Source organism: Corynebacterium sp. LaCa78 (assembly GCF_046717505.1).
Lineage (GTDB): Bacteria > Actinomycetota > Actinomycetes > Mycobacteriales > Mycobacteriaceae > Corynebacterium.
In genome coordinates, this window is record NZ_CP177112.1 from 1,720,253 (window position 1) to 1,742,661 (window position 22,409).

The 22,409-nt window shown below is 59.4% G+C and carries 21 protein-coding genes; 11 read left to right on the forward strand and 10 right to left on the reverse strand.

Annotated elements, in window-relative coordinates; translation table 11 throughout:
- From gcvT to ACLI1O_RS08260, 5 genes are all read left to right on the forward strand, one after another.
- Window positions 1-1,113 (forward strand): glycine cleavage system aminomethyltransferase GcvT, encoded by a 1,113-nt coding sequence (gcvT, locus tag ACLI1O_RS08240; protein WP_239269737.1) that lies wholly within the window; start codon window positions 1-3, stop codon window positions 1,111-1,113.
- Between the two features lie 45 nt (window positions 1,114-1,158).
- A complete protein-coding gene (gene gcvH, locus ACLI1O_RS08245) occupies window positions 1,159-1,551 on the forward strand; it encodes a glycine cleavage system protein GcvH (RefSeq protein ID WP_239269736.1) in 393 nt (130 codons plus the stop codon).
- A 118-nt stretch (window positions 1,552-1,669) separates the two neighbouring features.
- Window positions 1,670-2,473 carry a lipoyl(octanoyl) transferase LipB gene (lipB, locus tag ACLI1O_RS08250; protein ID WP_411706803.1) on the forward strand — a complete coding sequence of 268 codons (804 nt, stop codon included), beginning with the start codon at window positions 1,670-1,672 and terminating at the stop codon, window positions 2,471-2,473.
- 136 nt (window positions 2,474-2,609) lie between these two features.
- Entirely contained in the window at window positions 2,610-3,674 is a 1,065-nt protein-coding gene (gene lipA, locus ACLI1O_RS08255) for a lipoyl synthase (protein ID WP_005278301.1), read from the forward strand.
- Between the two features lie 82 nt (window positions 3,675-3,756).
- Entirely contained in the window at window positions 3,757-4,542 is a 786-nt protein-coding gene (locus tag ACLI1O_RS08260; RefSeq protein WP_284772035.1) for a DUF4191 domain-containing protein, read from the forward strand.
- Window positions 4,543-4,695: 153 nt separating this feature from the next.
- Here ACLI1O_RS08260 and ACLI1O_RS08265 read toward each other — a convergent pair whose 3' ends face one another.
- The gene (locus tag ACLI1O_RS08265; RefSeq protein WP_239269733.1) at window positions 4,696-5,169 is read right to left on the reverse strand and encodes an RDD family protein; all 474 of its coding nucleotides are present in this window, start codon (window positions 5,167-5,169) and stop codon (window positions 4,696-4,698) included.
- Between the two features lie 118 nt (window positions 5,170-5,287).
- Between ACLI1O_RS08265 and glnA the strand changes: the two genes are divergently transcribed.
- From glnA to ACLI1O_RS08280, 3 genes are all read left to right on the forward strand, one after another.
- A complete protein-coding gene (gene glnA / locus ACLI1O_RS08270; RefSeq protein ID WP_239269732.1) occupies window positions 5,288-6,721 on the forward strand; it encodes a type I glutamate--ammonia ligase in 1,434 nt (477 codons plus the stop codon).
- A 233-nt stretch (window positions 6,722-6,954) separates the two neighbouring features.
- On the forward strand, window positions 6,955-7,899 hold the full coding sequence (locus ACLI1O_RS08275; protein ID WP_239269731.1) for a hypothetical protein: 945 nt from the start codon (window positions 6,955-6,957) through the stop codon (window positions 7,897-7,899).
- Window positions 7,900-7,929: 30 nt separating this feature from the next.
- On the forward strand, window positions 7,930-8,304 hold the full coding sequence (locus ACLI1O_RS08280) for a hypothetical protein (protein ID WP_239269730.1): 375 nt from the start codon (window positions 7,930-7,932) through the stop codon (window positions 8,302-8,304).
- Here ACLI1O_RS08280 and ACLI1O_RS08285 read toward each other — a convergent pair.
- The 4 genes from ACLI1O_RS08285 to thrC are packed head-to-tail and all read right to left on the reverse strand — an operon-like array spanning window position 8,301 to window position 11,293.
- Window positions 8,301-8,846, reverse strand: coding sequence for an NUDIX hydrolase (locus ACLI1O_RS08285; protein ID WP_239269729.1), 546 nt, complete (start codon window positions 8,844-8,846; stop codon window positions 8,301-8,303). The two genes, ACLI1O_RS08280 and ACLI1O_RS08285, sit on opposite strands and share 4 nt — an antisense overlap.
- 30 nt (window positions 8,847-8,876) lie before the next feature.
- Window positions 8,877-9,671: a trypsin-like serine protease gene (locus ACLI1O_RS08290; protein WP_284849667.1), complete on the reverse strand. Its 795-nt coding sequence runs from the start codon at window positions 9,669-9,671 to the stop codon at window positions 8,877-8,879.
- Between the two features lie 25 nt (window positions 9,672-9,696).
- Window positions 9,697-9,843: a hypothetical protein gene (locus ACLI1O_RS08295; protein WP_005278279.1), complete on the reverse strand. Its 147-nt coding sequence runs from the start codon at window positions 9,841-9,843 to the stop codon at window positions 9,697-9,699.
- A 7-nt stretch (window positions 9,844-9,850) separates the two neighbouring features.
- Window positions 9,851-11,293 (reverse strand): threonine synthase, encoded by a 1,443-nt coding sequence (thrC, locus tag ACLI1O_RS08300; RefSeq protein ID WP_239269727.1) that lies wholly within the window; start codon window positions 11,291-11,293, stop codon window positions 9,851-9,853.
- 38 nt (window positions 11,294-11,331) lie between these two features.
- Here thrC and ACLI1O_RS08305 point away from each other — a divergent pair, with 38 nt between their 5' ends.
- Window positions 11,332-12,639 carry an MFS transporter gene (locus ACLI1O_RS08305; protein ID WP_239269726.1) on the forward strand — a complete coding sequence of 436 codons (1,308 nt, stop codon included), beginning with the start codon at window positions 11,332-11,334 and terminating at the stop codon, window positions 12,637-12,639.
- 6 nt (window positions 12,640-12,645) lie between these two features.
- On the opposite strand, the gene ACLI1O_RS08310 is transcribed toward ACLI1O_RS08305, so the two are convergent.
- The 5 genes from ACLI1O_RS08310 to ACLI1O_RS08330 all read right to left on the reverse strand — a co-directional run bounded on the left by ACLI1O_RS08310 (window position 12,646) and on the right by ACLI1O_RS08330 (window position 19,204).
- Complete coding sequence (locus tag ACLI1O_RS08310; RefSeq protein WP_239269725.1) at window positions 12,646-13,422, reverse strand: AAA family ATPase; 777 nt, start codon at window positions 13,420-13,422, stop codon at window positions 12,646-12,648.
- A gap of 448 nt (window positions 13,423-13,870) precedes the next feature.
- Window positions 13,871-14,338 (reverse strand): hypothetical protein, encoded by a 468-nt coding sequence (locus ACLI1O_RS08315; protein ID WP_034659092.1) that lies wholly within the window; start codon window positions 14,336-14,338, stop codon window positions 13,871-13,873.
- A complete protein-coding gene (locus ACLI1O_RS08320; RefSeq protein WP_239269724.1) occupies window positions 14,331-14,702 on the reverse strand; it encodes a hypothetical protein in 372 nt (123 codons plus the stop codon). The genes ACLI1O_RS08315 and ACLI1O_RS08320 overlap by 8 nt, the downstream gene beginning before the upstream one ends.
- A gap of 97 nt (window positions 14,703-14,799) precedes the next feature.
- The gene (locus ACLI1O_RS08325) at window positions 14,800-17,859 is read right to left on the reverse strand and encodes a bifunctional [glutamine synthetase] adenylyltransferase/[glutamine synthetase]-adenylyl-L-tyrosine phosphorylase (protein WP_239269723.1); all 3,060 of its coding nucleotides are present in this window, start codon (window positions 17,857-17,859) and stop codon (window positions 14,800-14,802) included.
- 7 nt (window positions 17,860-17,866) lie between these two features.
- On the reverse strand, window positions 17,867-19,204 hold the full coding sequence (locus ACLI1O_RS08330) for a glutamine synthetase family protein (RefSeq protein ID WP_239269722.1): 1,338 nt from the start codon (window positions 19,202-19,204) through the stop codon (window positions 17,867-17,869).
- Between the two features lie 195 nt (window positions 19,205-19,399).
- Between ACLI1O_RS08330 and ACLI1O_RS08335 the strand changes: the two genes are divergently transcribed.
- Window positions 19,400-20,440: a DUF2786 domain-containing protein gene (locus tag ACLI1O_RS08335; protein WP_411706804.1), complete on the forward strand. Its 1,041-nt coding sequence runs from the start codon at window positions 19,400-19,402 to the stop codon at window positions 20,438-20,440.
- Window positions 20,441-20,614: 174 nt separating this feature from the next.
- Window positions 20,615-22,372: a CYTH and CHAD domain-containing protein gene (locus ACLI1O_RS08340; RefSeq protein ID WP_239269720.1), complete on the forward strand. Its 1,758-nt coding sequence runs from the start codon at window positions 20,615-20,617 to the stop codon at window positions 22,370-22,372.
- Window positions 22,373-22,409: the final 37 nt, after the last annotated feature.

The following is a 22,409-nucleotide window of genomic DNA, read 5'->3' on the forward strand; positions in this document are numbered from 1 at the left end:
ATGACCGAACTTCTAACCTCCCCGCTCAATGCCAAGCACGAGGAACTCGGCGCTACCTTCACGGCCTTTGGGCCGTGGAATATGCCGCTGAAGTACAACAGCGAACTGGAAGAACACCGCGCCGTTCGCACCAGCGCCGGCCTGTTTGATCTCTCCCATATGGGAGAAATCTGGGTCAATGGACCCGATGCCGGCAAGTTCTTGTCCTACTCCTTCATCTCTAATCTAGATTCGCTGAAGGTGGGCAAGGCCAAGTACTCCATGATCACCGCTGAAGACGGCGGTATCATCGATGACCTGATTTCCTATCGCTTCGAGGAGAAAAAGTTCCTCGTTGTGCCCAATGCTGGCAATGCCGATACCGTCTGGGACGAGCTCAATAAGCGTGCCGAGGGTTTTGACGTTGAGCTCAAAAACGAGTCCCGCGACGTCGCCATGATCGCCGTGCAGGGCCCCAAGGCCGCGGAAATCCTCGTCCCGCTGGTAGAGGACAATAAGCAAGACACCGTCTACGAGCTGGGCTACTACGCCGCCACGATGGGCAAGGTGGCGCGCACCTTCGCCATCATCGCGCGCACCGGTTATACCGGTGAGGACGGCTTCGAGCTCATCGTCTATAACTCCGATGCCCCGCAGCTGTGGGAAGAATTGCTCAAGGCGGGCGCGGAATATGACATCAAGCCGTGCGGCCTAGCCGCGCGCGATTCGCTGCGATTGGAGGCTGGCATGCCGCTCTACGGCAACGAGCTCTCCCGCGATATCACCCCGGTAGAGGCGGGCATGTCGCGCGCCTTTGCTAAGAAGGAAGCGGACTTCGTCGGCGCAGAGGTCATCCGCAAGCGCGCCGAGGAGGGCCCACAGGTCGTTATCTCCGGGCTCACCTCGGATCAGCGCCGCGCCGCGCGCGCCGGCGCCGAGGTTTTCCTCAATGACACCAAGGTCGGCACCGTCACCTCTGGCCAGCCCTCCCCCACGCTCGGCCACCCGGTGGCGATCGCGCTGCTCGATACCAGCGCGGATCTCGAACCGGGCACCGCAGTCGAGGTAGAAATCCGCGGCAAGCGTTATCCTTTTGAGGTAACCGCGTTGCCGTTCTACAAGCGCGATAAGTAAACCATCCGCACACCCTAAATATTCAGCCCGAAAGGACTACATACTATGTCTAACCTGCCCCAAGACTTTTCCTACTCCGAAGACCACGAATGGGTAAACGCCGCCAAGGACGCCGTAGAAGGCAAGACCGTTCGCATCGGTATCACCTCCGTGGCCGCAGACCGCCTGGGGGAGGTCGTCTTCGCAGAGCTGCCTGAGGTTGGCGATACCATCACCGCCGGCGATTCCTGTGGCGAGGTCGAATCCACCAAGTCCGTATCTGACCTGTTCTCCCCGGTCACCGGCACCGTGAAGGCCGTCAACGATGCCGTGCACGATGACTACGCCGTCATCAACAACGATCCCTTCGGTGAAGGCTGGCTCTTCGAGGTCGAGGTGGATGAAGCAGGCGAGCTCATGGAGGCTGACGAATACGCCTCCGCGAACGGCCTGGACTAAAAGACGGTTCGTTCGACCCACTCGAACAGAAAAATAGGCGGGAGGATGCCATGGCATTCTCCCGCTTTGCTTTTCCTCGCTTTGCTTTTCCCTACCAAAGAAGACGACACTAGAGATTATGACTGCACCACGCGATCCTTTCTTTCCCGCTGAACGCTCCATTCGCGCCTCGGACAATCCCCTTGAAATACGCCACTTGGGCCGCATGGATTACCAAGAGGCGTGGGATTATCAGGCGGAGGTGGCGGCGGCGCGCGCGCAGGGCACGCAGGACGATGTGGTCTTAGTGGTCGAACACCCCAATATCTATACTGCGGGCAAGCGCACGCAGCCGGAGGATATGCCGGATAACGATCTGCTGGTTATCACCGTGGACCGCGGCGGGCGCATCACCTGGCACGGGGAAGGGCAGTTGGTGCTCTACCCCATCATCAAGCTGGCGGAGCCTGTCGATGTCGTCGATTATGTCCGCCGCCTCGAGGAGGCCACCATCCAGGCGGTGCGCGAGCTGGGCGTGACTACCGCAGGCCGCATCGATGGTCGCTCTGGGGTATGGGTTCCCTCTACCACCCAGGCCAAAGATCCTTCCGCCTCGCAGCGCGATCGCAAGATTGCCGCGCTGGGGATCCGCATCACCCGCGGGGTGACCATGCACGGCCTAGCGCTTAACTGCAGCAATACGCTGGAGTACTACGACCACATCGTGGCCTGTGGCATCGATGATGCTGATATCACCACGCTTTCGCTGGAACTCGGCCGCGAGGTCACGATGGAAGAAGCCTCACAGCCGCTATTACGGGCGCTTGATGATGCCCTCTCCGGCCGCCTCATCGTCGCCGATCACAGTTTCGGTTCCGCACCCGATCCCACAAAGATTGCGAATGAGAAGGCGCGGGAGCGGCGTCGGCAAGCGCAGGCTTAAGCCCCGTGGCCCTAGTTTGGGGCTAGCGTGGAATAGTTGTGTGCCCGCGCGCCTTGAAGCTAGAAGAGCTATTAGCCATCACCATCTTTGATCGATAAAGTGAGTATTTGTGACTGTAAAGCCTGAAGGACGCAAGATGCTCCGCATTGAGAAGAAAAATGCGGAGTCGCCCATCGAACAAAAGCCGCGGTGGATCCGCAACCAGGTACGCACCGGACCGGGCTATGAGGACATGAAGTCCCGCGTGGCCGGCGCCTCCCTGCACACCGTCTGCCAAGAAGCCGGTTGTCCGAATATCCACGAATGCTGGGAATCCCGCGAGGCAACCTTCCTCATCGGCGGCGATAAGTGCACCCGTCGTTGCGACTTCTGCGATATTGCTACCGGCAAGCCGGAGCCGCTCGACCGCGACGAGCCGCGCCGCGTGGCCGAAAACATCCAGGAAATGGACCTCAACTACACCACCATTACCGGTGTAACCCGCGATGACCTCCCGGATGAGGGCGCGTGGCTGTATGCGGAGATCGTGCGCAAGATCCACGAGCTCAACCCACACACCGGCGTGGAGAACCTCACCCCGGATTTCTCTGGCAAGCCGGACCTGCTCGAAGAGGTCTTTGAGGCACAACCGGAGGTCTTCGCCCACAACCTGGAGACCGTGCCGCGCATTTTCAAGCGCATCCGCCCGGCCTTCCGCTACGAGCGCTCCCTCGATGTCATCCGCCAGGCCCACGACTACGGCCTTATTACCAAGTCCAACCTGATTTTGGGCATGGGCGAGACCGAGGACGAGGTTGAGGAAGCATTGCGCGACCTGCGCGAGGCTGGCTGTGACATCATCACCATCACCCAGTACCTGCGCCCCGGCCCGCGCTTCCACCCCATCGAGCGCTGGGTGCGCCCGGAGGAATTCGTGGCCCACTCCAAGCTGGCCAAGGAGCTGGGCTTCGGCGGCGTCATGTCCGGCCCGTTGGTTCGCTCCTCCTACCGCGCCGGCCGCCTGTACGTGCAGGCCATGGAAAAGCGCGGCTTGGAATTGCCGGAAAACCTCCAGCACCTGAAGGAAACGTCCCAGGGCGCTACCGCCCAGGAGGCATCCACCTTGCTGGATAAGTACGGTCCCTCGAAAGAAACCCCGGTGACCACCCGCATGGCCAAGACTCCGGCCAATGCTAATTCGGTCGCGGCAACCGTGCGCTAAACCGCGGAATATTCTTACTCGGCCCTCGCCATCTGCGGGGGCCGTTTAACATTTATGCCACCTGACCTTTAAAGTAGGAACCATGGCGAAAGATGACAAAGCAGCCCTGAAAGCTGCCAAGAAGCAAGAACGCGCGGCTAAGCGCCAAAAGCGTAAGCAAACCTGGTCACAGTTGTGGCAGGCATTCAATTTGCAGCGCAAGCAGGATAAGGCCCTCATCCCTATCATGCTGGCCGCCTTCCTCGGCGTCGGCCTTCTGTTCTTCCTCATTGGCATGCTCTTTAATGGCCAGTGGTTCATGCTGATTATCGGCTTGGGCCTGGGCGCGCTTTTGGCGATGTTCCTGTTTACCCGCCGCTTGGAACGCGATATGTACAAGCGCGTCGAAGACCAACCCGGCGCCGCCGGTTGGGCCTTGGAGCAGCAGCTGCGCAATACCGTCGGCATTGTATGGTCCGTAAAATCCGGCATCGCCGCCACCCGCCAGCAGGACCTAATCCACCGGGTCATCGGCAATGCGGGCGTCATCTTCGTGTGCGAGGGCAATAAGAACCGCCTTCGCCCCACCCTTAACCAGCTAAAAAAGCGCGTGGACAAGATTGCCGGCGGCGTGCCGGTCTATGAGGTCTACGTCGGCACCGGCGAAGACGAGGTGCCGGTATCCAAGCTGCGCAACCACCTCATGAAGCTGCCTCGCAACTACAATAAGAACGCCACCTACGACAATATCCGCCGCATTGAGGCCATGGACTCCATGCCTGGGACGATGCCGGGCATGCCCAAGGGCCCAATGCCGCAGCAGGCGCAGAACATGTCCGGCATGAACCGCCGCATGCGCCGCGCGCAACAGCGCAAGGGCAAGGGCTAAACGCACCGTTAGCCACTCGCCTTGGCTAGGCTTTCGGCTCTCGCCTTGCTCTACAACACAAACAGTCCCTGCAACCGCCCGATTGGGAAAGGTTGCAGGGACTGTCGTGGTTTTCGTAGTTTTACGGTGCGCGGGACTTATCCCCGCGCGCCGCTAAGAATTGATAACGACGGTGCCCGTCGCCCGGTCGTGCATGCCGCGCCCGTCCGCGTCCACCATGGCGGCTGGGAAGATGACGCCGGTAAGCAGCGTGCGCACTGCCGCGCGCCAGAAACCCACCTGCGCGCCAGGCACATCCAAGCGGGCCACGCCCATGCCAAGGATGAGCATGCCCGGGGTGCGTGCGAATAACCAGCCACATACGATGCCCATTAATGCCCAGAGCGCATAGCCCAAAAAGGACACGCCGCCGAGCTGCGTGGTGACCATGTGGATGACGTTGGCCAGCAGCATGCAAATGATCCAGTCAATGGCTACGGCGCCTGCGCGGCGGCCTACCGACGCCATGGACCCAGGTCCGGATTCCGGCAAGCCCAAGTTTTCACCGGGCCACCGGCTGGGGGTTCCTGCATCGTCATATTCGCCCGGAATATTGGGCCCGTCGAGCCACGTGCGCTTGTCTGCCATGCTCACCAATTTAGTTGCCCCTCACCCAGAAGTGAAACGAGGCCAATGGCCATGCTGGGTGGATAAAACTAGTAGGCTATAGGCAGATAATTCATCGGCCAACAAACAGGAGGCAATCTTGTCTTTCGAGACAGTGCAGGACATCGTCCAATATATTCAGGATGAGGACGTAAAGTTCGTGGATGTCCGCTTTACGGACGTCCCCGGCACCGAGCACCACTTTTCCATCCCTGCCAGCGAATTTACTGAAGAAGATGCCGAAAATGGCTTGGCCTTTGATGGTTCTTCCATTCGTGGGTTTACCACCATTGAAGAATCCGATATGACGCTGCTGCCGGATCCGGCCACCGCGCATATCGATCCCTTCCGTTCGGCGAAGACCCTGAATATCAAGTTCTTCGTCCACGATCCCTTTACCTTTGAGCCTTTTACCCGTGACTCGCGCAATATTGCCCGCAAGGCCGAGGAATACTTGCAGTCCACGGGCATCGCCGATACCTGTAACTTTGGCGCCGAGGCCGAGTTCTACCTCTTCGATTCCGTGCGCTATGGCACCGATATGCAACACGGTTTCTATGAGGTGGACTCGAACGAAGGCTGGTGGAACCGCGATAACGAGACCAACTTGGACGGCACCCCCAATACCGGTTACAAGACCCGCGTAAAGGGCGGCTACTTTCCCACCCCGCCGTACGATAAGCACAGCGAGGTCCGCGATGACATCGTGGCCAACCTGCAAGAGGTCGGCTTCCAGATCGAGCGTTTCCACCATGAGGTGGGCGCGGCCCAAAACGAGATCAACTATCGCTTCAACTCGCTGCTGCACGCCGGCGATGACATCCAGACCTTCAAGTACGTGGTCAAGCGCACCGCCCAGGAGTGGGGCAAGACCGCGACCTTCATGCCTAAGCCGCTGGCTGGCGATAATGGTTCTGGCATGCACGCCCACATGTCCTTGTGGAAGGACGGCGAGCCCCTCTTCCACGATGAGGCTGGCTACGCCGGGCTTTCCGATATCGCCCGCTACTTCATCGGCGGCATCCTCCACCACGCCGGCGCCGTGCTCGCCTTTACCAACCCAACGCTGAACTCCTACCACCGCCTGGTTCCTGGCTTCGAGGCGCCGATCAACCTGGTGTACTCCCAGCGCAACCGTTCGGCTGCGATCCGCATCCCGATTACCGGTTCCAACCCGAAGGCTAAGCGCATCGAGTTCCGCGCCCCGGACCCATCCAGCAACCCATACCTGGCCTTTGCCGCCATGATGATGGCCGGTGTGGATGGTGTGAAGAACCGCATTGAGCCGCACGCCCCGGTGGATAAGGACCTCTACGAGCTGCCGCCAGCAGAGGCTGAGTCCATCCCGCAGGCACCAACCTCCCTGGAGGCTTCCCTGGAGGCGCTGAAGGAAGACATGGACTTCCTGACCGAGGGCGATGTCTTTACCGAGGATCTCCTCGAGACCTACATCAACTACAAGTACGAAAACGAGATCAACCCCGCGCGCCTGCGTCCCACCCCGCAGGAGTTCGAGCTCTACTTCGACTGCTAAGCCGTCACTGCAAGTTCTCAGCTTGCATTTTCTACAAAGCAGCCACCTAACCAATGCTTAGGTGGCTGCTTTCTTTTGCTTGCGGTGGCACTGCTAGGTATATCCGAGAGCTTCGCCATAATCGCTGCCCACTTTGAGGATGGACGCTCTCCAGCGCACGCATGAGGGTTTTCACCAAATTAAAAGCGGCTCAGTCTAAGTAAGAAGCTCTAGATGAAATTAGAATCTAGGTAGTGACTGATAAATTCCGCCAACTTCCCCCTCCTGGTCCTGCCTGGGCCGGCAGCCTCATGGGCACCTCCATCGTCTCGCGCATGTTGGTTGAAGAAGACATGCTCGTTGCCGCAGGTGTATTTGCGGCACTCGCATGCGCCATCTTCGTCGTGCTGACTGCCGGTTACGCCCTCTACCGCAGTCCGCGGTTTGAGCGGACCACCATGGCGGAATGGTCCATGTTTTTCATCGGCGTCCTCGCGCTTGGGGCGGCACTATCCGGGTTGACGGGCATTGGAGTATTCCGCCTCGTCGGCTTTTGGATCGGTGGCCCCGTCACCGTTATCACGTGGGGCATTCAGCTCACCCGCTTCGATGGAGAGCCGCGTTTTACCTGGGGCCTTCCCTTAGTAGGGCCGATGATTTCGGCATCGGTAGCCGGGTGGCTGGCCCGCGATTATGGGCAGATTTACCACATCATGGGCACCGCGCTCTTCGCCATGTCCTTGCTGACGGCAGTCCCGGTATTTGCCTACGTCTACTGGGCGGCCTGGCACGGCACGGTGGATTTTAGTGGTGGTAAATCCGCCACCGCGTGGGTGCCGCTAGGCGTGGTTGGGCAATCTACCACCGCAATGCAGATCCTCTACCCCGGCAGTATCTCCGTGTACTACGGTCTTATTGCCCTTGCTATTGCCATCCCGCTATCGCTTTATGCGATGGTGACTTTCTATCCGCAAGCAGCCCGCTGGGTTCCCTACTCCCCTGCGTGGTGGGCCTGCACCTTCCCGCCTGGCACCGTGAGCATGGGCGGGCACCAGACAGCATTGGTCAATGGTTCAGAATGGCTTGACGTTATCGCGCTGAGCATTCCCCTGCTCCTTATCGCGCACTGGTGCCTGTGCTCGGCGCGTTTCTTAGGCTGGCTCTGGGAGGGCCGCACGCGCAAAGAACTGACTCACTAGGAGGTGTCTTTCCTCGTCTATCATCGGGCTATGAGCTCTTCGCCTATTACCTTCATCGCCTGGGATGCTGCGGACCTTACCGGGGTGAGGGAAGTGCTCGCCGGTCTGCGGCGCGACGGGGTCTTTTTGTGCCGAGCAGGCCTGGTTCTTGAAACCTCCTGGCTTGGCGATGGCGCCCAGGATTTCTATGGCACCGCCTGGGAATGGGGTCCAGAAGATTGCGAGCTATTTTTTGAGCTCGCGCGGCGGGGAAAGCTGCTGATGACTATCGGTGCCACGGTCATCTGCTGCGGATCCGATAAAGACGCGGCGGAGGCTCAAAAATGTATCGCTCAAGAGCTGGTCGTAGCGAAGAGCGCGGATGAGCTCAAGCAACTACTCATCGGCGCGGAGGAAACGCGCTAGAGCCCGGGCTGCTCGCTGCGCTTCATCCAGCCCATGCGGGGAGAAAACCCCTGCGGGTGCTTGAGGTGCGCCACGGCATCCGCGACCATCAGGCGATGGCGGCGCGACAAGCTATCCGGAAGGTGGGCCACCGAGAACCACTGCGCTTCGGTGTTTTCTTCATCGCTAATGACGGGCTCAGCGCCGTCGGCGACAGATAGGCGCAGCGCGGTGCCCATGAACATGCATTCATCGCCATTAGGATAGGTCACTGGGCCGGACTGGCCAACGCCAAGGAGCGCTTCCACCTTGGCATCGAGGCCTACCTCTTCCTTGACCTCGCGCAAGGCGGTGGTCGTAATCTCCTCGCCAGGCTCACAAATGCCTTCCACAGGGGTCCACACGGCATTATCCGCGCGCTTGACCAGAAGTACGGACGGCACCTCCCACAGGGCCGCACCGGTTGGTACATCGCGGAGAATGATGGCGCTGCACGCGGGGACGAAGAGCTGATCGTGGCCGATAGATTCACGCAGCTTCACAATATAATCAGGCGTTGGCATACCACCTAGCGTAGCCAATCTTGGCTGGTCTTATGCCACGGGGCCGAGGACCTTCAGCGCCAGTTCCTGGATATCCGGTGCGGTGGTAAAGGCCACGTCGATGTTTTGTTGCGTGTCTTCACAGCTATGCCCCTCGTCCAAGGGCTCGGTGATTCCAGAGACCAGCCCCACGATGGTCTGCCGGCCGTCTACATCGCCGTAGACGGGCCCGCCGGAATCCCCGACCGCGCTGCACATCTCCGCCAGGGCCGCATTGGAATCATGTTCTAGACCCTGGTAATTTAGTTGTGTGGAATCCACCGCGTTTTTCACGTTCCCACAGGTCACAATGGTGGAACTGCCCAGCTTGCATACCGCATCCGGCAGCTTGTCCAGCTGCGTCGCTACGGTGGTGGCTACCTCGCCTGGGGTGTAGTAGTCCGCGTCGCGGTACAGCTCGATGAAGGCAACGTCCAAGTGATTAGTCTCCTCGGCAAAGAAATCCGAATAGATCACCTCGCCTACCGGATCGGCTGGGTATACAAAATCGCCCTCTTGGGTTCCGGCCCAGACCTTATCGCCAGGTTTGCCGCAATGGGAGGCCGTCACGGCGATGGTGCGGCCATCGGCAAGCGCGAAGGACCACGCCGCCGTGCAGGACTGGAAGTTAAAGTACTCGCCCGGCTGTGGGTCGCTCGTGGTTAAGTTCAGCGCGGCGCCTGGGGGCACCGGCACCACCGCGGGCTCATAAAACTCGTTCGGCGGCGCCGGCGGTGGCGTGTCGGTGGATTGCGCAACCACCCCATCCTGCTGCTGGGTGGCATCGGTGCTACACGATGCCACCATAAACAGCCCTGCTGCTGCCAGCAGACTACTGGCTATCCGTACCCGCGTCACCTGCAGAGTCCTTGTCCTGTTCTTCCTTATCCGCCTCTGCTTGTGCTTTTAAGTCGCGGATGAATTTTTCCGGATCGAATTCGGTATAGTGCTCCGGCCCTGCGAAGTTTTCTAATGCCATGTGTTTGCTACACCTCCGTGTTCTTGATGCTCGAGGTAATAAAGTCCTTGACCGCTGCGGCATCGTTGGGCAGATCCGCCACGTGGCGCTCCGCGTTCAAGATGTCAGCAAACCGCTCCGGTGGCTGCGGCGCGCTCCCGATGGCCTCGGTGATGGTTTCGCTGAACTTTACCGGCAGTGCCGTCTCCAAGCAGACGATAGGCGTCGTCACGCCCTCTTTTTGGGCCGCACGCGCCACCTTGATGCCATCGGCCGTGTGCGGATCCGCCAGGTAACCATAACGCTCGTTCACGTCCTTGATGGTGGCGAGGCGGTCTTCATGGGTGGAGGAACCGGACAAGAAACCGTAGTCTTCACGCGCGGCCGTAATGAGATCTTCTTCAAGGTTAAACCCGCCTTCTTTGACCTTGGTGCCAAAGAGATCCGCAACGCGGGTGACATCGCGGCCTAAAAGATCAAAGGCGAAGCGCTCGAAGTTGGAGGCGCGGGAAATATCCATAGACGGCGACGAGGTGGCCATGGTTTCCGCGGCCGGACGCGGGCGGTAGTTGCCGGTGCGGAAGAACTCATCCAATACGTTATTCTCGTTCGTCGCCACGATGAGGCGATCGATGGGAAGGCCCATGCTGCGGGCGATATGCCCGGCGCAGATATCGCCAAAGTTACCGGTGGGAACGCTAAAGGATACCTTTTGTTCGTTATTATCGGTGACCTTGATCCAGCAGGAAATATAGTAAACCACTTGGGCCAACAGGCGGGCCCAGTTAATGGAGTTGACCGCACCGATGCGGTAGTTGGCTTTAAATTCCGCATCGCTGGAGACGGCCTTTACCACGTCCTGGCAATCATCAAAGACACCATCGAGGGCGATATTGAAAATATTCGGATCATCCAAGCCGAACATTTGCGCCTGTTGGAAGGCGGTCATGCGCCCAGCCGGAGTCAACATGAAAACGCGGATGCCATCGCGCCCGCGCATGGCGTACTCAGCAGAAGAGCCGGTATCGCCAGAGGTAGCGCCCAAAATATTCAGCGTCTCCCCGCGGCGGGCGAGCTCGTATTCAAAAAGCTCGCCCAAAAGCTGCATGGCCATGTCTTTAAATGCAGCGGTGGGGCCCTCGGAAAGGTGGCCTATAAAGAGGTCATCGCCAAGCTCAGTGACCGGGACGATCTCAGGGGAGGCAAACTTCGGGCTGGTATATGCTCGGGCGGCGATTTTATCCAGATCTTCCTCTGGAATATCATCGATAAACAGCTTGATTACCTCAGCCGCAAGGGCGGCATAGCCGTCAGTTTTGACCACTGTGCGCCACGTATCCAGCGTGGCGGAGTCCAGTTGCGGGTAGGTTTCAGGCAGGTATAGGCCACCATCGGGCGCTAGCCCTCCTAAGAGGATATCCGTAAAGGATGCGGGCTGGCCGGTGGTATCACGGGTCGAAATATACTTCACAAGATGAATCCTAGTAGTTAACGCGTAAGGTATCAGCCATGTCGCAGCCAAATCCAAGAGAAGTTATCACAACCCAGGCGTTAATGATTTGGGTCGCGGCCATGGCGGTCTATCTCGTAGCCATTACCGGGCGGTCTTCCTTCGGCGTAGCCGGCCTCGATGCCATCGAGCGCTTCGGCGTCGATGCCGGGCGCATCGCGGTATTTACCTCCGTGCAATTGGGCGTCTATGCCATCGCACAAATCCCCACCGGCATGCTGATCGATAAATTTGGCCCCCGCATCCTGCTCGTCGTGGGCGCGGTCATTATGGGCGTCGGCCAGGTCATACTCGGCTTTACCAGCAATTACGGGGTAGCCATCTTCGCGCGCGTGCTCATCGGCGCCGGCGATGCCACGGGATTCTTATCGGTAATGCGCATCCTGCCCTACTGGTTCCCGCTGCACCGCACACCGATGTTTACCCAGGTGACCTCCTCCATTGGCCAGATGGGTCAATTCATTTCCGCCGTCCCGTTCCTCTGGTTACTAGGAACAGCCGGATGGACCGCGGCATTCGTGACCTTGGGTGCAGTGGGCATCCTCGTCGCCATTGCCGCCGCAGTCGCGGTCGCTGACTCCCCAGAAAAGCTCGGGGTTATTCCGCTGGAGAAGGAACCACCAAACTCCCAGGGCAGCAGCATCGGTGCGCGCTTGAAGGCGGTCTTTACCTCGCCTATTGCCTGGCAGGCATACTTTATCCACTACAGCGGCATGTTGCCGCTGATTGTCTTTGTCATGCTGTGGGGCATGCCCATGATGACCCAAGGCATGGAGTTGTCCAAGGGCAAGGCCAGCCTCGTACTGACCCTCTTGGCCGTGTTTTTGGTTCTGGTCGGGCCCCTGCACGGCCGGATTTCTTCCCGCGCGCAGAATATCCGCCCCTGGGTCGCGCTCGGGTTCGTCAGCCTGCACGTGCTGACTTGGGTGCTATTCTTCGCCTTCGGCACCGGCGGGGGCCTCGCTGCCATCACCGCGGTCTCCTTCATCCTGGCGCTGTGCACGCCGACGTCGAATTATGGCTTCGACATCGTCCGCGAGAACATGGACCGCTCTGTCGTCGCTACCGCAACCGGCTTGGGCAATATGGGCGGGTTTACCTCCGGCATGTTGGGCGCGCAATTATTCGGCATGGTATTGGACCACTCTGCCGATGCCCCCAATTACTCCATGCCCGATTTCACCTCCGCCTCCCTCGCTGTCTTGGCCGTATGGTTGTGCGGCATGGTCGGAGTCGTCATCACCCACATCCTGCGCCGACGCGGTGGCTACGCGGGGCCCTCCGTGAGGATCGTGGAGGTAACCTAACGCTGCTTATTCGGTCCTTTCGGCCTCATCGACAGCCGCTATCTCCGTGGCTTCCGTCTCTTCTTCCGCTTCTTCTGCCTTTGGATCCAAGATAAAGTTGATGGTTCCCTCTGGATCCGCGAGGAACTCCTTGGTCGCTGCCACGGCTTCGGCCTCATCAAAGGAAATGCGCTGGAAGCCGGTGTCATTTAATTCCACGATATCGGCATTGGGGCAGCCCAGCAAGATCGGTGAATGCGTGGCGATAAATACCTGTGCACCGCGGTCAACGGCTTGGGCGATTTCAGCGATCAGCGCCAGTTGCCGGACAACGGATAAGCCCGATTCTGGTTCGTCAAAGATATATACCCCCGCGCCATCGACGCGCTCATAGAGCACATCGAAAACGGACTCGCCGTGCGAGCGGGCCTGCACGTCCACCTGGGAGGGCAGGATGGAACGCCCGCCGGATTCCTCGGGGGATTGCTCGCGCGAAAGGAGGTATTCATGGGTTTCCGCGCGCAAAAAATAGGCCCGCTGAATGAGTCCCGTGCCCTCGCAGACCACCGGGCTTAACGGCAAGATTGCTTCCGGATCCCCCATCCGGCCGCCCTTGGGAGAACACCCAAGATCCGTTGCCATGGCGGCCAGCAGGCTGGATTTTCCTATGCCGTTATCACCGACGAAAATCGTCACCGGGCGGGTAAAGGAAAAGCGCCTTAAATCTGCCAGGTAATCAAAGACAGGCAGGCTACGGCGATAATCCCGCGGCATGGATTTCAGGCGAACGGCATCAACCAACATGCCTGGCACTTTAGCAGCTGCGGCGGTGCGCGGATGGGGTATTCACGTCATCGCCGCGCTATTGCAGTTGCTAGATCGAATGCGGACTTGAGGTGCAGGAGTAATGGGTCCCCGGTTGCTGCTTGGGCTATGGTCTCTGCTGGAACCGCGTTTACCGCAAAGGCAATACCTAATCCCCCGCTAATAGGAAAGACTATGGCTGCGGCCACCGCCGCGGTTGTGGATAACTTATTCTTGATTGTCATCGTCTCCTCCAGTCCCTCGGTAACGCTCAGCTTGCTTCGTTACCGTTTCGTTATGGGATAACTCTAGGGAGACGAGCTGTTAAAGCCATGCCCCCAGTCTGCCGGTTTCCTGAAACTTCTTGGGCATTCCTCGACTGGAAGGCGCTCAAGCGGCTGCCCCAGCCGAAGCACGAGTCGGGGGCTAAGCAGAGACTGGTACTGACCTAATTAGCCGGGGCGCTTTCAGCCACGATGCCATCGCTGGCTGGGATGACAATCCCCTTTTCAAAGGCACCGATGATGGCCTTTTCATCGTCTTCATCCAGCTCACCAGAGGCCACGGCGCTCTTTAACTCGCGCTCTAGATACTGCCGGACATCAGACTTTCCGGATTTATTCTGGGTAATATCGCGCGGCACCGATTCCAACGGAATACCCAACGCCTTCGCCAGCGACATCACGCGATTGGCCTCTGAAGACGCATCGCCTCCCACTGCACCATTAACCTGGGCGGGCGCTTCTTCCTGCACCACGCCCCCGGCTACGGCATCGCCCACGGTCATCGTCCCTTTAGGCGGGTGATGGCGGTTGGTTGCCCACGTGCCAACGACGACGGCGATTATGGCCGCCACGGCGATACAGCCCCAGAGGTAGATAAGCTTTCTGCGGTGGGCCCCCGGTGATTTAGCCATGGTAATCCGAACTTCCCCCGAAGAATCCGTATCCATTACCGCGCGAGGAATTGCCAGTGCCGCGTTCATTCAAGATATCGATAAGCGAGCGGATCGTGGCCTCCCCAATGCGGTCGCCGCGCCCGCGGGAGCGGGAGTCCGCACTGCCCTCGCGTTCGAAGTCGTCTGCGCGCTGCGGCGCATCGACGTTCTGCCCGGCGCGGGACGCGCCCGTCTGCGGGGCCGAGACCGCGATGGTCAAGGTGGTGCCATCTAATTCTAGGACGTCATCATCACGGACCCCAGCCGCGCGAGCGGCAGAAAGCAACGCGGCCAATTCTCCAACCGTGGCGGAGTCCACATCGAGCTGCAGCTGAAATGACATAACCAAAGATCCTTTCTCTAACTTGTTCCTACTTTAGAGTCCGATACTTTAAAAGTTAAGGGAATTAGCGCTGCATAGACCAAGTTATGCGGCAACTTTAAGAATGCTCGAAGGATTCCTCCTCTCCCCAAAAGACTTCATCGACCACCTTGCGCGCGTGCCGGGTCAATTTCAGGTACGTATCTAAGAAATCCTGGTTATTCTCCGGCGTCCAGCCGGCCGCACCGGCCACCTGTGCCAGTTGTGGTCCGGGCCCAGGCAATTGATCCACGCGCTTGCCGCGCACCAGCACCAACGCATTGCGGGCATCCGTTGCCATCAACCACGCATCTCGCAGGTCACCGGTTTGATCGGCGCTTAATATGCCGCTTTCTTCCAGCGCATCCAATACCGGCAAGGTCCCTGGCTGCCGCAGCTTGGGATGTTCGTGCCCGTGCATCATAATCAGCAGCTGCACCGTCCACTCAATATCGGTCAGGGCGCCACGCCCCAACTTCGTGTGAGTGGTGCGGTCAGCTCCCCGCGGCAAGCGCTCGTTATCCACCCGAGCCTTCATGCGTCGGATGGCGCGAATGGTGGACTGGCTCGCGCCGCTATCCGGGTAGCGGTATTCATCGATCATCTCCATAAAGCGCTGGCCCACTTCCTCGTCCCCAGCGATGAAGGCCGCGCGCAGCAGCGCCTGCATTTCCCAGGCCTCGCCCCACTCGCGGTAATAGCGCTTGTAGGAGGCAATGCTGCGCACCACCGCACCAGATCGCCCTTCCGGGCGCAGGCCCAGGTCGACGTCCAAGGGCGGATCCCCAGAGGGCTTGGCAAGGCGGCGTCGCAGCTTATCGACGATCCCGATGGCCCACCGCATGGCCTCGCCTTCATCGTCCGCAGCCTCAGGCTCTGCCACGAAAAGGACATCCGCATCGGAACCGAACCCAAGCTCACGGCCGCCGAGCCGGCCCATTCCAATCACCGCAATGCGCGCCGGCGGTTCCGCATCCTCGTGGTCGTTCCGCCAGGCCCGCACCTCCGCGCGGAGGGCGGCTTCCAATACCGCGTTCCAGATGGTCGACAGCTCTTGGCACACCTGCTCAACGGGGATAATCCCTAAGAGATCGCCACTGGCGATGCGCGCCAACTCCACCCTGCGCAGCGAACGCGCGACCGCCACCGCCTTATCCGGGTGCGCATGGCGCTTGCTGGAATTGACCAGCGCCTTAGACACCTGCTCCGGCTTGGTTTCGAGCAGCTTGGGGCCGGTCGCGCCATCGGAAAGCTGCTTCACCGAATCCGGGGCGCTGATGATAAGGTCCGCGGTAAATGGCGAGGTTCCCAGAATATGCATCAAGCGCTGGCCGACTATCCCCTCATCCCGCAGGATGCGCAGGAACCACGACCTATCCCGGGCGGCCTCAGATAACTTGCGGTAATTGAGCAACCCCATATCTGGATCGGCGGTGTCTGCCAGCCATTCCATCAAGGTCGGCAGCAAGATGGCTTGAATGCGTGCCTTGCGGGACGTACCGGATGCCAAAGAGGTCAGGTGCTCGAATGCGCGATCCGGCGAGCTATAGCCCAATGCCGCAAGCTGCAGCTTTGCCGCCTCCGGCGAAAGTTTGAGCTCATCGGCGGACATGGTCACCACGGAATTGAGCAGCGGGCGATAAAACAGGCGCGAGTGCAACTCAGAAATGCGCATCCTGATGCGCCGCAAATGCGCGAGCATGCCCTGCACCGCAGACTTAGTGCCCTGCGGGGAGAATCCAGAAATCACCGCGAGCCAGTTCAAGCCCGCTTCATCATCGTCTGCTGGCAGGGTGTGCGTACGGCGGAAGCGCTCCAATTGCAGGCGGTGTTCTAAAAGGCGCAAGAATTCATAAGCCTCAATGAGCTGCGTGCCGTCTTCGCGACCCACGTAGCCTGCAGAGATAAGCGCGTCGAGGGCATGTACCGTCGACAGCGCGCGCAGGGATTCATCAGAACGCCCGTGCACCAATTGCAGCAATTGCACCGCGAATTCGATATCGCGCAGCCCGCCGACGCCCAACTTGAGCTCGCGGTGTTTGAGCTCATCTGGCACATTATCCAATACGCGTCGGCGCATGGCTTGGACGTCTTCCACGAAGGAATCGCGCTGCGAGGCCGTCCAGACCATCGGCCGGATTTGCTCCAAGTAATCCTCTCCCAGCGGCAGGTAACCGGTCATCGCCCGCGCCTTGAGCAGCGCCTGGAATTCCCAGGTTTCTGCCCACCGGCGGTAGTAGGTCACGTGTGAATCCAACGTGCGCACCAGCGCCCCAGACTTACCCTCTGGCCGCAGGTTCGCATCGACATCAAAAAATGTCGTCGACCCGATCCGGTTAAACTCCGCGGCGAGCCGGGTGGCCTTGGGAGTTGCCTCGCTGCCGACGAAGATGACGTCCACGTCGGAGATATAGTTCAGCTCCCCGGCACCGCACTTGCCCATCGCCATGACCGCAAGCTGTGCATCGAGCGGATCGTCGCCGTAGATCTTGCGCACCGCAACGGCAAGGGAGGCCGTGAGGGCGGCATCGGCAAGCGCCGTAGTCAGCGTGGTGACTTGCCGGAAGCTTACCTCCGGCTGCGGTCGGGATTGCCCCTTGCGGGAGTGGAAGGTACCCGCCACATCGTGCGCGGCAAGCCGCATCATCAGCGTGCGGTACTGGGTCCGCATCTCTTTTTTATGCTCGCCCTCGCTCGCGCGGTACGTACCCGGCGCGCTGAGATCCTCCCTCGCCGGATCGGGAGCATCGAGCTCCGCAGCGAACGTTGCCGGCTGCGCGCCGACCACTTCAAGCAGGCTAGTAAGCATCTCTTCTGGCTCCGGAAGGGGCTTTTTCAGCTCCTCCCACAGCTCCGGGTGGGCGGCGAGGTGATCCCCGAACGCCGTCGACGCACCCAAGAGCGAAAGAAGGCGCACCCGCACTTGCTCATTGCTGCGGATTTCCGCATCGAGCTCCGGGGCCTGCTCGTAAATGCGCACGAGGTTATTAAGCGCTAAATCTGGATCACCGACCGCAGCCAGCGTCCATAAGAGGTCAACGGACTCCGGGTTATTCCATCCCAGTTGTTCTAAGTCTTGTGCGGCATGGGACCGGCTAAGGCCCAGCGACGCCGGCGACGGCACCGTGGCAGGACGCATTATTCTCCTAGAAGTTCAGGTTGTTGCGCAGCTCGACTGTCGTAATTTGGCGCTGGTAATCGCGCCATTCTTCCCATTTGGCGCGCAAGAAGAACTCGAAGACGTGCTCGCCCAAGACCTCTGCCATAAATTCGGACTTTTCGAACTCGCGCAGGGCCTGATCCATGCTGGAGGGAAGATCCTTATACCCCATGGCCCGGCGTTCCCGGTGGGTGAGCTGGTGGACATCGTCTTCTGCGGGATCGTCTAATTCGTAGCCCTCCCGGATGCCCCGCAGCCCTGCGGCGAGGATGACGGCATAGCCCAGGTATGGGTTCATGGAGGCATCGATGGAGCGGATTTCCACCCGGCGCGATTCTTCCTTGGTCAGGCGGTACGTAGGCACGCGCACTAGGGCGGAACGGTTCTGCACACCCCACGTGGCCGAGCCCGGCGCCTCATTGCCAAACATCAGCCGCTTATAGGAGTTGGGCCACTGGTTGATAATGGGGCTCATCTCCGTAGAGTGCTCCAAAATCCCGGCGATGAATTGCTTAGCGGTGTGTGAGAGCGAAAATTCATCGTCCGGATCGTGGAAGGCATTGGACTGGCCTTCAAACAGGCTAAAGTGCGTGTGCATTCCTGAGCCCGGAAGGTCCTCAAAGGGTTTGGGCATAAACGTTGCCCGCACATCGGAATCCGTGGCCACCTGCTTAATAACCCGCCGGAAGGTCATAATATTATCCGCCATGGTCAGCACATCGGCGTGGCGGAGATCGATTTCCTGCTGGCCCGGCGCGGTTTCGTGGTGGCTAAATTCGGTGGCGATGCCGAGTGATTCCAGCGCAAGCATGGCGCGGCGGCGAAATAGCGGCGCGGTATCGTGCGTCGCTTGGTCGAAATACCCGCCATTATCGGTGGGGACCAAGTCTGTCAGTTCCTTGCTGTGTTCCAGCAGGTAGAACTCAATTTCTGGCGAGGCCATGCAGGTAAATCCATCATTGGCGGCCTCGGTGACCTGGCGGCGCAGGATATGGCGCGGATCTACCACAGAGGGCTGGCCGTCTGGCTGCGCAATATCGCAGAACATGCGCGCCGTTTGCAGGTCCGGTTCGTTGTCATCAAAGGGCAGGATTTGGAAGGTGGAGGGATCCGGCAGCGCAATGGTGTCTGATTCCGAGATGCGGGAAAACCCCTCTACCGACGAGCCATCAAAGCCAATCCCCTCCTCAAAGGCGGATTCGAGTTCGGAGGGGCTCATCACTACGGATTTGAGGGCGCCCATGATATCCGTGAACCACAAGCGGATAAAGCGGATATCGCGTTCCTCAACGGTGCGTAAGACGAATTCGTGTTGGCTATTCATGCCCTAAACCTTACCGGCTCACCGCTAGCCAGTGTGCAGTTCATTAGTCAATTTCCACATGGTCAGATTCGCAGGTCGGCAGAGTATTCAGGGGGTAGCAAGCGGGGGTTAATGCAGCAGGTACGGCTTCGTGGACGTGCTTTGCTAGTGGGGCAAGCGAACACCTGTACAACCTTTCTAAAGGAAGAAACTAGTATGACCTCCCACGTTGATGAACTTTCTGCCAGCGTTATCGATGCCGTAGTTACTGCCGCCCAATACGGGTGGTCCCCGGACGATTTGTGCCACGTCCTGGGCGCTTATTCCTATCCCCTCATCTACCGCGCTAGCCCGCACGTACCTGCCCGCATCACCTCACCCGCGCTACGCAAAGCGTGGCTGCAATTAGAAGCACCGCAAGAAAATTTCATTCCCCGCGATAAGATGCGCGCCATCATGAAAGAGCTGGTGCACCTGCCGCGTCTGCGCGATACCGAGCTTTTGTCCGGCGGCGAACTCAGCCAGGCCGATGGCTCTAGCGACAAGCAGGATAAAATCCGACAAAAGGTCTTGGGGCTATTGCGCAAGGCCGAGTCCACATCCTTTGCAGAAGAGGCAGAGGTGCTTATTTCTAAGGCCCAGTCGCTGCAGCAGAAATACCGCATCGAAGATCTCTTAACCGTGGACCAGCCCCGCCTCATTTCCCACCGCGTGCACGTTCACCCGCCATATATCAAGCACCAGGTCACATTGTTAGGCACCATCGCCAATGCCAATGGATGCACCACCCTCCTCATCCACGAAAAGGGTCTTGCCTGCATCATCGGCGCGCCCGAAGACGCCGCCCACTGCGCCGATCTGTTCTCCTCGCTGAACCGCCAATGCGATTGGTACATGCGCAATAGCGAGGGTGCCGAGTTTGCACGCGCGACACAGACCACCGCGTCCTATCGCCGGAGCTTCCGGCTTTCCTATGCCGCCCGGATCGGGGAGCTGCTGGAGTTGGCCAATGAAGAGGGCATCGAAGAAAAACTCGATGAATCTCCCTATTGCAGCCACCACGCAGAGCTCACCGCCACCCAGACGCTACCTGCGCTCCAGGCGCGCACCGATCATGCTGTGGAAACCCGAGACCGCCTATTTCCCAATCTGACCACATCCTCGCTATCCATGAATAGCCTGCATGGCATCACTGATGGCATCACGGCTGCGGATAAGTCTCACTTGGGTGGGCCTGCCACTGGCATCGATTCTTAATACCGACGGCCCCTCACCCCGCGGCTTCTTCTGCCCGCTTTCAGCCCATGGTGCCGGCTGCGCATTTCTACCTGTGCGCACAGCAAACGCTGCGAAATTTTTCAGGCGCGTGCTGCTCGTCACGGGTAGGATCACAGGTGAAATTAATTGTTGTAAAAGCTTAAGGGTATGTGAATGTCAACACAGACTTTCCTGGAAGTAGAAGCGAAATTCGCCGTAGCAGAATCGACTCAACTGCCTGAACTCACTCGACTCGAATCCGTTGACCATATTGCAGAAACGCGCCACCACGCTCTATCCGCCATCTATTACGACACAGAAGATTTGCGCCTAACGCACGCCAAAATCACCTTGCGCCGCCGCACCGGCGGCAATGACGATGGCTGGCACATCAAGATCCCCAGCGAGGGTGGCCGGACCGAGCTCCATGCCGAGCTGGGAGAACCGGTAGACGGCAAGTACGAGGTACCCCAAGAGCTGGTACGGCAGGTGCGTTCCATCGTTCGCCACAACGAGTTAAACCCCATCGCGCAGGTGGATAATAACCGCACCGAGATGCTGCTTGCGGATGAGCACAATAATCCTGTCGCGGAATTTTGCGATGACCACGTCACCGCCTTTTCCTTCCTGCCCGGCGGGCAGCAGCAATCCTGGCGCGAATGGGAAGTGGAGCTTGCCGGTGAGCTTCCAGGCACCGAAGAAGGAAGCCACTTCATTCGCCGCGCCACTTCCCTTCTCATCGGCGCTGGGGCTCGCGTTTCCTCCTCCCCGTCTAAGTTGAAGTCAGCCCTGGGAGATTCCTACAACAATGCTCCCCTACCGCCAGCACTCGTAACCCCGGATGTTGACGAGGATTCCCCGGCAGCCGCAGTTATTACAGCGCTGCAAGCCAACCGGGACAAGCTCATTGATTACGATCCGCGCGTTCGCCGCGATGAGTGGGACTCGGTGCACCAGATGCGCGTGGCCACCCGCGAGCTGCGCAGCCACCTGCAGACTTTTCACGGCATTGTCGTCGGCCCACAGATTGAGAAGATCGAAGCCGACCTCAAAGAACTCGCCGGCATTTTGGGCGTAGCCCGCGATGCAGAGGTCGTGGAAGAGCGCTGGCAAGAGCTCTTGGAGTCCGAGGACTCCGATACCTTGGATGCCGCCACCCGCGAACACATCTCCCGCGACATGGGTACCGCCTACCGCCGGGCGCACCGCAGGGTTGTCGCCGCGCTAAATTCTGAGGAATACCTCGAATTGCTCGAGTCCCTCGACCGCCTCTTGGCGGATCCCCCAACGGCCGGTGCCCAATCTGCAGAAGATGCCGACGGCGAGGACGATTCCGCTACCGTGGACGCGGACGGGGATACGTCTGAGGATGCAGCCGAAAGTTCAACCGATGAATCTGCGGAAACGCACCCCGCAGAGGAAGAATCGGCCGCTGAAAAGAAGACGGAAAAGTCACCTTCCACCGGCGATGCGGAAGCCGAGGACGTCGATGCCGTCATGGCACGCCACTTGGAAAAGGCCTATAAGAAGCTAGTCAAGCGGCATAAGAAGGCCGTGGACAATTGGGATAACGCGGAGCTTTCGCTGCACGAGCGCGAGGATTATTTCCACGATATGCGCAAGGCTGCCAAGAAACTGCGTTACGCAGCAGAAGCAGCCGGTTCCGCAACGAAGCTAAAGACCAAGCGCCTATACAAGGCCTGCAAGAAGATGCAATCGGTCTTGGGGGATTTCCAAGACTCGGTTACCTCACGGGATAAATTGCTAGAACTGGCCCACGCTTCGCACCGCCGCGGGGAAGATACCTTTGGTTACGGCCTGCTGTACCAGCGCGAACGCGCCATCGGCCTGGCCGCCTTGGATGATTACAACGAGTCTTTCAAGGACATCAAGGCCGCATTTAAGCCGCTGCGCAAGAAGCTGAAGAAGTAGCGCGCGGCAGCGGCACCAGCCGTGCCGCATTGGTAGC